Consider the following 14,135-nt stretch of genomic DNA (forward strand, 5'->3'; position numbering starts at 1 on the left):
TGGCGGCGGGATCCCGCGTCTTCGACAGTGAGAAACGACCGATTCCGTGACCTCGCGATGGGGAGTGGCGCGTGACCGACCCGTACCAGCCGCAGCCATACCAGCCGCCGCAACAGCCGTACCCGTACTATCCGCCACCACCACCGCCTCGGACGGACGGCTTCGCGGTCGCGTCGCTGGTACTCGGCATCCTGTGGATTTGGTGGCTGGGGTCGATCTTGGCCGTGATCTTCGGGCACGTGGCGTTGAGCCGTGCCGATAACGAGGGTTATGCGGGCAGGGGACTGGCCGTGGCCGGTCTCGTTCTGGGCTACATCGGCGTCGGGACGCTTGTGCTGCTCTTTCTGCCTTTCGCCATCGTCGGCATCGTTTAGAGGCTCCACTGGAGTCACTGAGGGGCATCCACCGGCAGTCCCGCCGTCCGGAGCTTGTCCGGATTCGCCTGGTCGTAGATGGCGCAGATCTTGCCGTCGCGGAGCGCGATCATCTGTAGGTGTGCGTCGAGCGGGCGGTAGGAGCCATGGCCGGGGTCAGGCGGGAGGAAGCTCGCTAGGTCACCATTGGCCAGCATCGGCACTGACCTGGCCAGCGCCTCGGGGTCGTAGCGCCGGGCGAGGCCGAACAGGAACCGCACGATCTTGTCGCGGCCTGCCATGACCTGGACCGCTGTGCGGGCCTTGCCGTTGGCGTCACCGATCAGTACGACGTCCGGGTGCAGCAGTTCGGTCACCGTGGCGACGTCGCCGGCGAGCAGCGCGTCGGTCAGCCGCTGCAGCACCTGCTGTTGTTCCTCCAGCGATGCGCGCGGTGGCGGATCGGCGTCTGCTACGTGCTTACGCCCACGGGACGCGTACTGCCGGGCGGTCGCGGGCGTGCAGCCGAGAATGTCGGCGATCTCGGCGAACGGGACGTCGAAAGCGTCGTGCAGCACGAACGCGACCCGCTGTTCGGGCGAGAGCTGGTCGAGCACGATCAGCGCCGCCATGCGGACGTCGTCCTCCCGGACGACGGCGTCGAGCGGATCGTCACGCGGCGGTGTGCTGAGCGGGGTGACGATTGGCTCCGGCAGCCACTGGCCGAAGTACGACTCCCGCCGCACCGCCGCCGAGCGGAGCCGGTCCAGGCAGATGCGCCCGACGACGGTGGTCAGCCACGCGGCGAGGTCGTTGATCTCGGCGCGTTTGTCGTCGTCGAGGGCGGATAAGCGCAGCCACGCCTCCTGCACGGCGTCCTCGGCATCCGCGCGAGTGCTGGTGAGTCGGTAGGCGACGGCGATGAGCTGGCCGCGCAGCGCGGTGAACTCGTCGGCGAGAGCATCGAGCATGGTTCGAGTGTGCCGCAGACGGTTGCCGGAGTGGCAGTTGAACTGATCCGGTGCCGCCCGAGAGCTCAGAGCAAGCCCACGAAAGGGTCTGTGAACCGTCACGGTTCTGGGCTGCTCTCCCACATTAACCTGCGCGGATGCCGTATCGTTTTGGACTGCCGGTAGTCAGAGCATCCAGTTCTGCCTGGTCGTCGGGCGTCGGTTCTCACTCCAGGGCGTGCACGTTGGTAGCGAGCTGGTAAAGGTCGATCCAGTCAGTGCCATGTCGCCGCAAGCTCGTTTCGACAGTTGTCCCGATACAGCGTCCCGATCCGCGAGCACCGCAATCCGGTACGTTGAGTCCCTGCATGTCCATGTCGAACTTTGTGGCAACAATGACCCCTTCATACAGCGGCCCTAAGGCCTTTCCTTGCAGTGTCTCGCTCCGGCCAAACCCGTAAACATCCGCAGTGTCGAATAACGTAGTTTCCTGATCGATCGCAGCGTCTACCGCTGTCTGTGTCGCTTTAGCATCGATCCGAGCGCCGAATGCATGAAATAGTAGGTGGAAAGCGCGCATGGGGTAAATCTGCCTCTGTGCTAGTGAGCGCCAAAGGAGCGACGATTTATGGGGTGGCTAGTGTGAGGTCTTCGGGAAATCAACGGATCAGGCTATTTTTGATTTCAGCATACCAGTTCGATCCCGAGTGACGGTGGTGGGCACAGCGCTGACGGAAATCGTGTACAACGAAGACGTAGAACATTAAGAAGGGGCGATGAGCGAGAAGGTTTGTATCGCTGTCACCGGCGCCGGCGGTGGCGTAGGTCAGAGCATCATCAAGGCGCTCCAATGGGCTGAGTATGACGTTGTCGCTCTCGACAGTGACCGGCTGGCAACTGGGTTGTACGCAGCCGACCGATCATATCTCATTCCCCGGCGGAGCGATCGAGAATTTGTCGACAAGGTCCTCGAGATCTGCAAAGCTGAAAACTGTCGGTTGCTCTTCCCGGGTCTCGACACTGAACTGGGGGTGTTAGCCCGAGCTTCGACGCGTTTCATTTCCGCTGGCGTGATTCCCATTGTCAGCTCCCCTCGGGTCGTTGACATCAGTGACAATAAGCTGTTGACATATCGGACCCTTCGTGACTACGGCGTCTCCGTACCAAAGACCGTCGATATGTCCTTGTGGGAGAGCGGTGACGGCGATCCACTTCCATACCCGTTCGTGCTTAAGAAACGTCAAGGTGGGTCGAGGTCACGCGACGTCCACATCATCCACGCGCGGCGCGATCTGGACAAGTTTGTCGAACAGGGTAACGACGCGTCTATGTTCATAGCTCAGGAGCACATCGACGGTTACGAGTACACCTGTGGTTCGGTCACGCTCAATCGCCAGTGCATCGGGGTGATTGTTATGCGCAGGACTTTGAGAGATGGCGATACGTACAAGTGCTTCACTGTGCGTGACGAGATCATCGAAGGCGAGGTACAAACACTGATGAACGCGCTGGAGCCTTTCGGGCCATGCAATGCGCAGTTGCGCGTCAGGGACGGTCGTCCTTACGTCTTCGAGATCAACGCGCGCTGCTCCGGAACGACCGCAGCGCGGGCGCTGTGCGGATTCAACGAGCCTGCAATGGTCGCGGATTACGTCTGCCACGGAGCGATGCCTAGCTTCTCGATCAAGGAACAGGCACTGCTGCGATACTGGAACGAGCTCGTCGTCTCGAACGATTCGATCGACGCGCTGACGCATAATGGAAGCCTCGTTGCGTCGAAAGTAAGGCGCATGTAGATGAGACTTGCGATCTTTAGCGACGTTCACGGGAACCTGCCCGCGATTGAGCGAATGCTCACGGATGCGGGTGCGGTTGATGGTTACATTTGCTTGGGCGATACCGTCAATTACGGTCCGTGGAGTAACGAATGCGCTGACCTCGTGGCCTCCTTGCCAAACGTCGTGTCGTTACGTGGCAACCACGAGGAATACTTTCTCCAGGGGCGCTACTTCGGGAACCACTCGATCGCTCGAGAGTTTTTTAGTGTCTGCTACGAGACGTTCGATCGGCTAGACGCTATATCGAATTTGCCGTCCACGTACACGCTGAATGGGTTCGTGTTTAGCCACACGATCAAGGATCAATATATCTTCGCCGACACGCCAATTAGCCTGGAATGCAACTATGTCATCGGTCACTCGCACCGGCAGTTCAAAATCTCGCAGCCTCCGTTTATATTGTATAATCCTGGTAGTGTCGGGCAGAACAGACAATACATCAACGTAATCAACTATCTTGTGGCGGACATCGACGATATGACATTCGATCTCCGGTCGGTTTTGTACGATGAACGTGTCGTCATTCGTGAGATGCTGCGACGCCACTATCCTGACACCTGTATTTCGTACTACGCTAAAAGGCCTCGACTATAACCGTGGTTTTCGCGTTGTAAACGCTAGTCGCTGCGCTTGGAGAGGGATTCTGATCGTGGGGCTGTCCAGTCTCGAGGACGAGTCGGACCCTGGCGTGTGGGATCGCCCCTGGCCAAGGTCCGCTGCAGTCCCACCGCCTCAACTACCGGTAGACGGCTATCCTTGTTTGCCAGTCCCCCAACGTGATCAAGATGGAAAGAAAGATGTCATGTGATTGGGAGATCCTCCGCTCAGACGCACCTTGATATAAGCGTCAGAAGCATTCGCGAGCCAGAAGCGGTTCCAATGACTACGTAGGTAGTTTGACGGTATCGGCGGCAAGCCACGTTTGATACGGATGTCGGTCCGGTGCGTTGTTGGCAGATCCGCCCGGACACACGGCGGATGGGTGCGGGGCCTGGCTGGCTGTGCATACCCGAGCGCGGATGCTGACTTCGCGGTGGAGAGCAACCTCACCGGGCGCGCTAGGCCGCGAGAAAACCAGCCGCAGCCCGTCCGGCTCACTCCGACTCGACGAACAACGCCGCCATCGGGCAGGCGTCGACACCCTGCTGCGCCAGGTCCTCCTTGCCCGCGGGCACCTCACGGCCCTGGCCGACCGCGCTGTAGCCCTCGTCGTCGAGCGGGAACAGATCGGGATCGACCTCGAAGCAGGAGCCGTTAGCGGCGCACTGGTCGTCGTCCACGCTGATCTTCATCGGTCACGCTCCTCGCGGTGGTAGTCAACAGTTCGGCTTGTGTCGAAACTGTAGACACCAACAGCCTTCGTGTCCAATCCGCGAGCGACCCGCCCAGCACCGGGCACGAAGCCCAACGGCCGGTCGTGACCGGTCCCGGTTTGGCCGACGACTAGACTCGGCGACCGTGGCAGGGCTGATCCGGGAAAGCGACATCGCGCAGGTCCGTGAGCGCAATCGGATCGACGACATCGTGGGCGAGTATGTCGCGCTCAAGCGTGCGGGCGGGGGAGCGCTGAAGGGGCTCTGCCCGTTCCACGACGAGAAGACGCCGTCGCTGAACGTGCGGCCCACGCACGGCACCTTCCACTGCTTCGGCTGTGGTGAGGGCGGCGACGTCATCAAGTTCATCATGCGCATCGAGCACCTGGGCTTCGTCGAGTCGGTGGAGCGGCTGGCCGACCGGATCGGCTACACCCTCACCTACACCGGCGGCGGCACCAGCGTGCAGCGCGACCGAGGCAGCCGCGCCCGGCTGATCGAGGCGAACCGCGCCGCGCAGGAGTTCTACGCCGAGCAGCTCCTCACCGAACCCGCGCGACCCGCTCGCGACTTCCTCAAGGAACGCGGCTTCGACCAGGTCGCCGCGCAACGCTTCGGCTGCGGCTACGCACCCGACGGCTGGGACACCCTCACGAAGCACCTGCTCAGCAAGGGCTTCGAGATCAACGAGCTCTACAAGGCCCAGCTCGCCAAGGAAGGCAGCCGGGGCAAGCCGATCGACCGGTTCCACCGCAGGCTGCTGTGGCCGATCAAGGACCTCGCTGGCGACGTCGTGGGCTTCGGCGCGCGCCGCCTCTACGACGACGACCCGATCCAGGCGAAGTACCTCAACACCAGCGACAGCCCCGTCTACAGCAAGTCACGGGTGCTGTTCGGCCTCGACCTCGCCAAACGGGAGATCGCCAAGCGGCACCAGGTGGTCGTCGTCGAGGGCTACACCGACGTCATGGCGATGCACGCCGCCGGGGTACCCACGGCCGTGGCGTCGTCCGGGACGGCCTTCGGCAGCGACCACATGGCCGTGCTGCGGCGGCTGATGATGGACGACGACACCTTCCGGGGTGAGGTTATCTTCACCTTCGACGGTGACGAGGCCGGCCAGAAGGCCGCGCTCAAGGCGTTCGAGGGCGACCAGACGTTCGCCGGGCAGACCTACATCGCCGTCGCACCCGAGGGCATGGACCCGTGCGAGCTGCGGCTGGCCAAGGGCGACACCGCGGTGCGGGACCTGGTCGCGCGCCGCATTCCGCTGTTCGAGTTCGCCATCAAGACGATGCTGCGCTCCTACGACCTCGACTCGGTCGACGGCCAGGTCGCCGCGCTCAAGGACACCGTGCCGCTGGTCGCGCGCATCAAGGACGAGGCCAAGCGCGACGGTTACGCGGTCAAGCTGGCGTTCTGGACGGGCTGGCAGGACGAGGCGATGGTGGTGCGCCGCGTCCGCGAGACGTCGGGCAGTGCCGCCAAGGCGCCGCGCCGCGCCCCGCAGCGCAGCGAGACGTCGGACGGCGACCTCCCACGCCCCGCGCCCCGCGATCCCGGACTGCGCGCGCAGCGCGAGGTGCTCAAGGCGGCGCTGCAGGAGCCCGCGCTCGCCGGGCCCGCCTACGACGCGCTGCCGGAGGAAGCTTTCACCCACCCGGCGTATGTCGCGGTGCATCGGGCGATACAAGCCGCGGGCGGCACCGCGTCCGGGCTCGCCGGGCCCGCGTTGCTCGACGCCGCCACCCAGCAGGCCAAGCCGGGCACGGTGCAGATGGTGCTGTCGGAGCTGGCGGTGGAGCCGCTGCACGCACGCGGCGAGGTCGACGCCGACTACGTGGCGACCGAGCTGGCCGTGGTGCAGGAAAGCCTCGTGGGGCGACAGATCGCCGAGGTGAAGTCGAAGCTGCAGCGGGTGTCGCCGGTGGAGGACGGCGACGAGTACCGCAGGCTGTTCGGTGACCTGGTCGCGCTGGAGCAGTACCGCAAGGCGCTGCGGGAGCAGGCCGTTGGGGGCTTCAGCTGATGCTCGGATGGCTGCGGCGGTTGATCGGGGACGAACTCCCGGACGACTTTCCCGGCACGCTGGCCGACAACGAGCACGTCCTCGCCGCCGCGACCGCCACGCAAGGCCACCTGGTCGCCACCCGGTTCGGGCTGTGGCTGCCGGAATCCGGCAGCACGCGACGTGTCGACTGGCATCTGATCAGCAAGGCCACGTGGGACAACGATGTGCTGGCCGTCATCGAGGCCGAGGAAACCGCGCAGGCGGGGGAATCGGTGATCATCACGGACCTGCCCGCGAAGCGGTTCGCCCTCAAAAGCCCCGGCAAGCTGCCCACGATCGTGCGCGAACGGGTGACCGACTCGATTCGCGCCCGGTACCGCAAGGAACTGCCCGGCGGCGCGGCGTGGTTCGTGCAGCGGCGTCTTCCCGGCACGCAGACCGAGGTCTTGCAGGTGCGGCCGGAGCCGGGCACTGACGACGTCGTCGCCGCCGAGATCGCGCGAGAAGCCGCCGAGCAGCTGCGTGGAGAGTCGGAATGAGATGGGACCCCGAGGCGTATCTCGGCTACGCCGACCTGCGGTCCCGGCCGTTCTTCGAGCTGATCGTGCGCATCGACGAGCGCTCGCCACGCCGCGTCGCCGACCTCGGCTGTGGGCCGGGTCACCTGACGCAGGCGCTGTCCCAGCGATGGCCGTCCGCTGCGCTGGAGGCGTGGGACTCGTCGGCGGACATGGTGCGCGACGCGCAGGCACGCGGCATCGACGCCCGGCTCGGCGACGTCCGCGACTGGTCGCCCAAGCCCGACACCAACGTCGTCATCTGCAACGCCGTATTGCACTGGGTGCCCGACCACACCGAGCTGCTACGCCAGTGGGTGACCGCCCTCACGCCGGGTGCGTGGCTGGCGGTGGCGATGCCCCGCAACGTCGACGAGCCGTCACACACCCTGGTGCGTGACCTGGCGAACGAGCCGCACTGGCGGGACATCCTGGCCGAGGTGGTCGCTCCGGCGACCGACATCCTGGACGCCACGTCGTATGCGGAGCTGTTCGCCGACCTTGGGTGTGAGATCGACGCGTGGGAGACGACCTACATCCAGCGGCTTACCGGGAACGATCCGGTGCTGGAGTGGCTCACCGGGACGACGTTGCGGCCGGTCAAAGCGTCACTCGACGACGAAGAATGGCAGCGGTTCCGCACCGAACTCGCACCGCGGCTTCGCGAGGCGTATCCGCAGCGCAGCGACGGGACGACGTTGTTCCCGTTCCGCCGGGTGTTCGCCGTCGCCCGCGTGCGGTAAGCCGTGCGCGGCGCCCGCCTCGGAGCGGTTGTGGCCGTCCGCCGTTGTCAGGGCTGGTGCTGAGGTTGCCCCTGCGGCTGCCGCGCGGTCTGTTTCTGGGCGAACGGGACCCGCTCGCCGATCTTCGCCCTGGCGACGCCCGCCGCGCCCTGCACGGCAGGGTGGTCGGCCACCTTGCGGTAGGTGCGCACGATCTGCTCGTACCGGCTGCGGCCCGCGCGTGACCCCAGCACGTACCCGACCGCCGCGCCTAGCAAGAACTTCACCATGCCGCCTCCTCGTCGTCGACCTGCCGCTATCCATTGTCCACCAGAGTTGGTGTGGTGTCCCGGTGGCCACACGTAGGCATGTCGACGCACCAGCCGGAGCCTGCCGATCTTGGGAGGGCCCTGTGCAGGGCGATGAGACGGGTATGTATAGTCAGTACCCGCAGCGCGCGGCGCGGCAACGCAGTCCCTCGTAGCTCAATTGGCAGAGCATTCGGCTGTTAACCGAAGGGTTGCTGGTTCGAGTCCAGCCGGGGGAGCACCAGCCCAGGTCAAGCACCTGGGCATTTCGTTTATCCGGGGTCCGACAGAGTGCGTCCGCCAGAAAACATCCACGTTCAGCCGTTCTCGGCATCACCGAACATGCCCTCCAGCGCATCACGAGATGCCGCGCTGCCTTCCCGGTTGCGGCGGTAGTGCTGCCCCACGATATTGACCTTGCTGCCGTAGCCATCGATGGAAGGCCGCTGCTCTGCTGGAGCAGGACGAAACGTGCCTCTGGCCGTCGCTGTCGAGCGATGCTCGCGTGCAGGGCGCGTCGAACGCGGAGTTCGTGCAGCTCTACCCGCATCGCGGAGCCGTATCGCACGACATGTGGCACCGGATTGTTGACGACGCGACGGACGCGATAGACATCCTGGTCTACTCAGGACTGTTCTTGGTCGACAACCGACCGGACTTCACCGACGTACTCGCCGAGAAAGCGAGCAACGGTGTACGGGTGCGACTGTTGTTCGGTGATCCGGATTCAGCCGAGGTGAAGCGCCGCAGCGAGGAGGAAGGTATCGGCGTTGACGGCTTGTCGGGCCGTATTCGCATCACGTTGAGCTACATCGCGAAGGTAGTCGGTACGCCAGGTATCGAGGTTCGGCTGCATGACACGATCTTGTACAACTCGATCTATCGCAGCGACACGACCATGCTGGTCAACCCGCACGTGTACGGCTCAGGCGCACCGTTCAACCCCGTGATGCACCTGCAGCGCGTACCTGGCGGTCGGATGTTCGATCACTACCAGGCGAGCTTTGACCGCACGTGGGAAGCCGGAAAGCCCCTGGAGACCGCCAAGTGAGGTTCGATCATGGCCCGCATTGACTACAACAACGACCCAGACGCCCCGAAGGCGAACAGCGTCGTTCCATCCGTGACCGTAGGTGTGCGCGATGACGTGGACCGTCTGCTGCTGATCCACAAGATCGACAACGACCGATGGGCGCTACCCGGCGGAGGCCACGACGCGGGGGAGCGCATCACCGACACCGCCGTGCGCGAAGTGCTCGAAGAGACCGGTGTCCAGGTGGAGATCACGGGACTGGTTGGCCTCTACACCGATCCGAACCACGTCATGAAGTACGACGACGGCGAGGTACGCCAGCAGTTCTCGATCTGCTTCAAGGCCCGCCAAGTCGGGGGAGCCGCACGCGAGGACGGGACCGAGAGCAAGGAAGTCCGCTGGGTACCAACTGGCGAGCTGGACAGCCTGAACATCCATCCGTCGATGCGACTGCGGATCGACCACTACCTAGCGGACCGGTCAGAGCCCTTCCTCGGATAGCAACCTGTCCTTGAGGCGATGCTTGACACGCTCGATCGATGCTTCCAGCGGATCAGCGGCCTTGAGCCACGCCCGGTGTACCGGATGATCAGCGGGATACCTGCTCAGAATCTCCGCGATCCGCTCACGGTAACGCAGCTTCGAACCGTCCGGCCCCGTTGTCAGATCCGCCATCAACAGCGCATCCATGACCGGGCTGTCCTCGAGCGGGAACGCCGACAACTCCGCTTCTAATCCGCGTTCGGCAGCCTCGAATCGCGCCCCGGAATGATGAGCGACAAGGTTGACCACGCGCTCCGGCCATCCCTCGTCGCGCAAGTAGCGCGCACCGTCCAGCGGGTGAAACCGTGTCGCTGCCAGCGCCGGAGCGTAGCCAATGTCATGCAGCCACGCAGCCGCTACTAGAAGCGAAGCATCCGCCCCATCAACCGTCACGCTCAATGCTTCAGCGGCCCGAGCGACGGACTGCACATGAGTCCAGCGCTGTCCCAGCGGAGCTACGAAGTGCTCCGCCACCCGTGCAGACTCTGCCAGCAGAGCGGTCACATCAGCCACCATGCCATGACGCTACCTGAGTGGAACGACAACACCTGAGCCGCCGGTTCACGGAAACAAACTACACGTCGTCAAGAAGATCAACTGACAAGCACACGTTGGGTAAGCAATCGTAGATCCGATTATTACCTTATGTAATCACAAGTATGAAGATGGGTTCTACCCAGGCAGTTGGTGTTGCGTCATGTCTCAAAGATGTAGCAAAACAGTCACTGCCGCTAACGCACGGTTAGAGATGCGCGAATACAGAAGATACGTACATTCAGCCTGGCGCATCAACAGAGGGACATATGAGCTGGCCACCGCACTTCGCAACCGACGGGAACCCAAACATCATCAAACTGAGTGCCACAGATATTGGTAGTTCCTCAGATTGCCCACGTCGGCTAGGGCTTAAGATACGGCCCAGGATAAAAACGGTGAACGGTTGGTCCCGTTCATTTCCTTCTAAATGGGGAGCGCAACCATTCCCTTTGGGCGACGTTTACCACATTGTGTGTGACTCTCATGGCGCCGACGATATTGACGACTGGGATGGTCTAACGGGATGGCTTGACAAAAAGTTGGATGAAGTCGGGGCGCACCGTCTCGTTAGACCGTTCATTAAGCATGCCGTGTTAAATATCATCGATGCTCATGAATCTCTTCTGCACGACGTTGGCCCGTTAAGTCTTTTGGCTAGAGATCCAGAAATTGGACCACCCGACAAAATACTTACAGTATGGGGGCCTTTATACGAAAGCGATAATGGAACGCGCGAAATACGCAGATTACGTGTTGGCCCAGTTCACGAGATGCCGAACGATGATGATCGCAAGTGGACTGCTGCGGCTGCTTATGTAGCAGCCAATTATAAAAGTTGCCAACATATTACACGAGTTCGTGTTTTAGAAGTGAGCTGCCTGAATGGCGAATGTGTTGTTCAATTTGATGGAGGACCGGAGGAGGCGAAACAACTATACGCAGCCATTGCACAACCACGCGCTCACGAAATCATTAATAGTGATGAAGCGACACCATGTCGGTCATGCGGTGACTGTAAAGCCGCAGGTACCTGCGAAGCGCTGCTACCGGTCGACGGAATGCTAGGGCAAAACAAGCGTGGATTTAAGTCACGATCTGTTTCACCTAGGGAGCTTGAGGAATACATGGCCTGTCCCGGTCGATGGCTTCTCAACTCAGCGCTCAATCTTCCCAAGGACGAAGACGTGGGCAGTGCTGCGGCGAGGGGACTAGCTGTACACAAATGGCTTCGATGGTCACACCTCGAAGGTAATGCTTGCAGTCTTTCATCTCTTCCGCCACCTGAAGAATACGATGATGAGTTTCCCTTTTTGAGTGCCCAGGAATATGAAACCGCATATCCGTATCTTCTGTTGCACGCTAATGACTGTCCGCTTCAAATCCCGGGAGTGGAGCTGGTACATGCGGAAAAAGACATTTATGGATTCGATCGTTCTTCTCAGGTGGTAACTGCTACGCGACCAGACTTGGTCTACATGTTGGACAATGAGCTCAGAATCCGAGAATTTAAAACCGCGGCTGCACCTTATTCTGGCGGACGGAACGAGGCATACGACCGACACCTTCAGATTCCATTTTTGATCTCGTATATTGCACGCGGATTCGCTGCTCAACTTGATGTCGAATCAGCTGTTGTGGAGCTGGAACTAATTGCACCAGAAGAAAGATTACTATGGTCGTGGGACGCCCTAGATCCCGCAATTGTTTCAATGGCCGCTGGTAATGTACGTCGTGCCGTAGATAACTGGCACACTGACGATATCTGGAATACGTATCCCGGACCACATTGCGGCTGGTGTCCCGTCCGGCATTGGTGTCCAGACAATGGAAAAACTATGAATAATGCGGAAAATTCAGAAACTGGTGAAAAATCAGTGAGTAATGAAATCGATCCGCCGCCATTCTGAATCCACTGTCGGATTGTCGTTTTAATTCACGTTCCAAGTAAATGAAGAGGATACATTGAACGAGGCACGACGAGTAATACCGCCACATCCGGGGATGATGCCGAAGCGTCGTCCCAGCATTCCGAACGCTGCATCGGTTAGACGTGCTGCGCCATTTGCCCGAAGCGAAGCTATTCCAAAACGCGGTTGGCATGATGCTCTAGTCTGGCCCGACACGGGGATTTTACTGTCGGTAGGAACGAACGCAGAACTTCCTTCGCGATTCCGAGACCACTTCAAGAGCAGGATAAGGGTGGTACAAACTGTTGATCGCGAGGTTCGAGGACATTGTCGTTCCCGGCCAGCGGAAGATGCTTCTGAATACCAGCATAGACTATTCGATGCCGCAGACTTTTCGGTGAATCAGCTGTTGGTTGGTCCGGCCGCTTTCGAAGTGCTCGAACTGCGCGATGAGGATTTGGAAGTAATTGATGAAATCAGGGATCAGCTTCGAGGGGTATCCGAGGAGGAGAAGAAACGTCACGGAGGTGAGGCTGCAATTATTGCAGTAGTGCAACGGCAAAGTCGTGGCCGTAACGAGCGTCGGCACATCTTGCTAACTAACGATGGTGGCGCAAGTGTCGTAGCATCCCATCGTGGGTTGCCAAGTCGACATATAGTGGACGTAATCGCCGAGTTTGCATGCGCGGATCCTGACGTCACACCTGAAAGATGTCTGGCGTTCGTGCAAGAGTCAACTAAAGTGAGCGCTCCGCCTGCCGCGTGTATTCCAAAAAGAGCGGACGCTTTCACGTGCGATAAGTCGAATAATGGTTGCCAGAGCTGCGACGCGCATTAAATGGAATTTGCGTCGAATAGTGATAGCATTAGTTATCAATACCACCCTTGGTCTTGTAGCTGCTGTTCAGCTTCTGAAATGGTTACGCCTAGTAACTCAGCAACAATTCGAATGCTGACCCAGCCGCGACTATACGCTTCAAGCGCGCGCTCAGCGAGAATAGGGGAGGGACAGGGTAAGCTCTCGTCAGAGCTGAGGTTTTGCCACTCTTCGAAAAGGCCGGATTGACGCATGATGTTTGGCACCGAAAGAGTGCTAACAGTCCGCAACTCAGAATGTGTAGCTAGTCCGTCATCTATCAGTGCTTTTACAGTAGCTTGACGACTTATTCCCCATCGCAACATTAGTGACGCAACAATATGTACGTAATTGGCGCCTCGCATACGAGCTGCTTGCACTTCGCGTGTGAGTGATCTGCGAGGTAGCAGCAAATGGCGAGCAAATGACTCCGCCCTAAGCTCGGGTAGAACCTCTGGGACGTCGACCCGATCAATTATGATTTGATCACGGTCGTCGTAAAGAGCATGGCATAATTCATGCGCAAGCGTGTAACGCTGCCTGGTCCACGGAACTTGAGTTGAAACGACGATGACGCGAGAGGTTCGCCCTTCTCGAGCATCTCGAATATTGAGGCCATGAATATCTTCTGGTAGAGGTGCGTGGACGACCGGGTATCCAAGTTGTTCTACGAGGCCAACCAAGTCACCAATCGGCTGGTCGTCAATGCGAAGGACGTCTCGAACGCGACCAGCACTTATCATTCCAGCGCGAAGAAAATACGGATCGGTGCTCATGCCTACGTCTTCCAACGGGTTGGCGGGAGCTCCAAGCCAACTGTCAAGAAGGGCCTGATGCTGGAGGTTTCGCTCGGCAAGATCAAGTTCCGTACGGGGAATGTCTGGAGCGTCAACCAGACCCATACGGAGGGAGACTCCCAAGTGACGCCGCATGGGAACGTGGCCTGTTAGCACAGTGACAGGCACGTCAAGAATGTCAGCGGCAAGTACGAGTTCAGCGGGCTTAAGGCTCACCCTGTCATTCAAGACGTCGACAAGGCGTTCTTGCGATTCAAGACCGAGGGCGTATGCGAGCTCCGCAAGGTTTACGTCGGACTGATCAATAAGCATCGCCAGCCGAGCCCCAGGACTGCCTGGTTCAGCAGGTTGACCCATACATACCGTTCTCAATGATTGACGTAGAGGTGTCCGATCATAGGCAGCTGTCA

The 14,135-nt window shown here is 60.5% G+C and carries 16 protein-coding genes and 1 tRNA gene; 11 read left to right on the top strand and 6 right to left on the bottom strand.

All coding sequences use genetic code 11. The features are described 5' to 3' along the window. Nucleotides 1–71: 71 nt before the first annotated feature. Nucleotides 72–374, top strand: coding sequence for a DUF4190 domain-containing protein (locus ACFQGD_RS12165; RefSeq protein WP_345396243.1), 303 nt, complete (start codon nucleotides 72–74; stop codon nucleotides 372–374). Nucleotides 375–388: 14 nt separating this feature from the next. Here the strand turns inward: ACFQGD_RS12165 and ACFQGD_RS12170 are convergent, their stop codons facing one another. Together ACFQGD_RS12170 and ACFQGD_RS12175 are read right to left on the bottom strand one after the other, a co-directional pair. Beyond that, nucleotides 389–1,324 (bottom strand): sigma-70 family RNA polymerase sigma factor, encoded by a 936-nt coding sequence (locus ACFQGD_RS12170; RefSeq protein ID WP_345396240.1) that lies wholly within the window; start codon nucleotides 1,322–1,324, stop codon nucleotides 389–391. A 205-nt stretch (nucleotides 1,325–1,529) separates the two neighbouring features. Then, the gene (locus ACFQGD_RS12175) at nucleotides 1,530–1,883 is read right to left on the bottom strand and encodes an aldo/keto reductase (protein ID WP_345396237.1); all 354 of its coding nucleotides are present in this window, start codon (nucleotides 1,881–1,883) and stop codon (nucleotides 1,530–1,532) included. 196 nt (nucleotides 1,884–2,079) lie between these two features. Between ACFQGD_RS12175 and ACFQGD_RS12180 the strand changes: the two genes are divergently transcribed. Together ACFQGD_RS12180 and ACFQGD_RS12185 are read left to right on the top strand one after the other, a co-directional pair. Next, on the top strand, nucleotides 2,080–3,099 hold the full coding sequence (locus ACFQGD_RS12180; protein ID WP_345396234.1) for an ATP-grasp domain-containing protein: 1,020 nt from the start codon (nucleotides 2,080–2,082) through the stop codon (nucleotides 3,097–3,099). Further along, nucleotides 3,100–3,735 carry a metallophosphoesterase family protein gene (locus tag ACFQGD_RS12185; RefSeq protein ID WP_345396231.1) on the top strand — a complete coding sequence of 212 codons (636 nt, stop codon included), beginning with the start codon at nucleotides 3,100–3,102 and terminating at the stop codon, nucleotides 3,733–3,735. Nucleotides 3,736–4,235: 500 nt separating this feature from the next. Here the strand turns inward: ACFQGD_RS12185 and ACFQGD_RS12190 are convergent, their stop codons facing one another. Next, nucleotides 4,236–4,433: a ferredoxin gene (locus ACFQGD_RS12190; protein WP_345396228.1), complete on the bottom strand. Its 198-nt coding sequence runs from the start codon at nucleotides 4,431–4,433 to the stop codon at nucleotides 4,236–4,238. A 166-nt stretch (nucleotides 4,434–4,599) separates the two neighbouring features. Between ACFQGD_RS12190 and dnaG the strand changes: the two genes are divergently transcribed. From dnaG to ACFQGD_RS12205, 3 genes are read left to right on the top strand one after another with little or no spacing between them, the layout of a single operon-like run. Next, nucleotides 4,600–6,483 (top strand): DNA primase, encoded by a 1,884-nt coding sequence (gene dnaG / locus ACFQGD_RS12195; protein ID WP_345396225.1) that lies wholly within the window; start codon nucleotides 4,600–4,602, stop codon nucleotides 6,481–6,483. Continuing rightward, entirely contained in the window at nucleotides 6,483–7,004 is a 522-nt protein-coding gene (locus ACFQGD_RS12200) for a hypothetical protein (RefSeq protein ID WP_345396222.1), read from the top strand. The genes dnaG and ACFQGD_RS12200 overlap by 1 nt, the downstream gene beginning before the upstream one ends. Then, nucleotides 7,001–7,765 carry a trans-aconitate 2-methyltransferase gene (locus tag ACFQGD_RS12205; RefSeq protein WP_345396219.1) on the top strand — a complete coding sequence of 255 codons (765 nt, stop codon included), beginning with the start codon at nucleotides 7,001–7,003 and terminating at the stop codon, nucleotides 7,763–7,765. The genes ACFQGD_RS12200 and ACFQGD_RS12205 overlap by 4 nt, the downstream gene beginning before the upstream one ends. Before the next feature lie 47 nt (nucleotides 7,766–7,812). Here the strand turns inward: ACFQGD_RS12205 and ACFQGD_RS12210 are convergent, their stop codons facing one another. Further along, entirely contained in the window at nucleotides 7,813–8,034 is a 222-nt protein-coding gene (locus tag ACFQGD_RS12210) for a hypothetical protein (protein ID WP_345396216.1), read from the bottom strand. Between the two features lie 184 nt (nucleotides 8,035–8,218). Here ACFQGD_RS12210 and ACFQGD_RS12215 point away from each other — a divergent pair. The 3 genes from ACFQGD_RS12215 (at nucleotide 8,219) to ACFQGD_RS12225 (ending at nucleotide 9,586) form a co-directional block, all read left to right on the top strand. Next, nucleotides 8,219–8,291, top strand: a tRNA-Asn gene (locus tag ACFQGD_RS12215). A 266-nt stretch (nucleotides 8,292–8,557) separates the two neighbouring features. After that, on the top strand, nucleotides 8,558–9,103 hold the full coding sequence (locus ACFQGD_RS12220) for a DUF5919 domain-containing protein (RefSeq protein ID WP_345396213.1): 546 nt from the start codon (nucleotides 8,558–8,560) through the stop codon (nucleotides 9,101–9,103). Between the two features lie 9 nt (nucleotides 9,104–9,112). Beyond that, the gene (locus ACFQGD_RS12225; protein ID WP_345396210.1) at nucleotides 9,113–9,586 is read left to right on the top strand and encodes an NUDIX domain-containing protein; all 474 of its coding nucleotides are present in this window, start codon (nucleotides 9,113–9,115) and stop codon (nucleotides 9,584–9,586) included. Here ACFQGD_RS12225 and ACFQGD_RS12230 read toward each other — a convergent pair. After that, nucleotides 9,566–10,144, bottom strand: a complete 579-nt coding sequence (locus tag ACFQGD_RS12230) for an HD domain-containing protein (protein WP_345396207.1) — start codon at nucleotides 10,142–10,144, stop codon at nucleotides 9,566–9,568. The genes ACFQGD_RS12225 and ACFQGD_RS12230 overlap by 21 nt on opposite strands. Before the next feature lie 416 nt (nucleotides 10,145–10,560). On the opposite strand from ACFQGD_RS12230, the gene ACFQGD_RS12235 reads away from it, so the two are divergent. Beyond that, nucleotides 10,561–12,072: a PD-(D/E)XK nuclease family protein gene (locus ACFQGD_RS12235; RefSeq protein ID WP_345396204.1), complete on the top strand. Its 1,512-nt coding sequence runs from the start codon at nucleotides 10,561–10,563 to the stop codon at nucleotides 12,070–12,072. 873 nt (nucleotides 12,073–12,945) lie between these two features. Here the strand turns inward: ACFQGD_RS12235 and ACFQGD_RS12240 are convergent. After that, nucleotides 12,946–13,671: an ImmA/IrrE family metallo-endopeptidase gene (locus ACFQGD_RS12240; RefSeq protein ID WP_390183549.1), complete on the bottom strand. Its 726-nt coding sequence runs from the start codon at nucleotides 13,669–13,671 to the stop codon at nucleotides 12,946–12,948. Here ACFQGD_RS12240 and ACFQGD_RS12245 point away from each other — a divergent pair. Next, nucleotides 13,570–13,878 carry a hypothetical protein gene (locus tag ACFQGD_RS12245; protein ID WP_345396198.1) on the top strand — a complete coding sequence of 103 codons (309 nt, stop codon included), beginning with the start codon at nucleotides 13,570–13,572 and terminating at the stop codon, nucleotides 13,876–13,878. The two genes, ACFQGD_RS12240 and ACFQGD_RS12245, sit on opposite strands and share 102 nt — an antisense overlap. Nucleotides 13,879–14,135: the final 257 nt, after the last annotated feature.

Origin of the sequence: Haloechinothrix salitolerans (assembly GCF_042662605.1) — a bacterium.
GTDB classification, from domain to species: Bacteria; Actinomycetota; Actinomycetes; order Mycobacteriales; family Pseudonocardiaceae; genus Haloechinothrix_A; species Haloechinothrix_A salitolerans.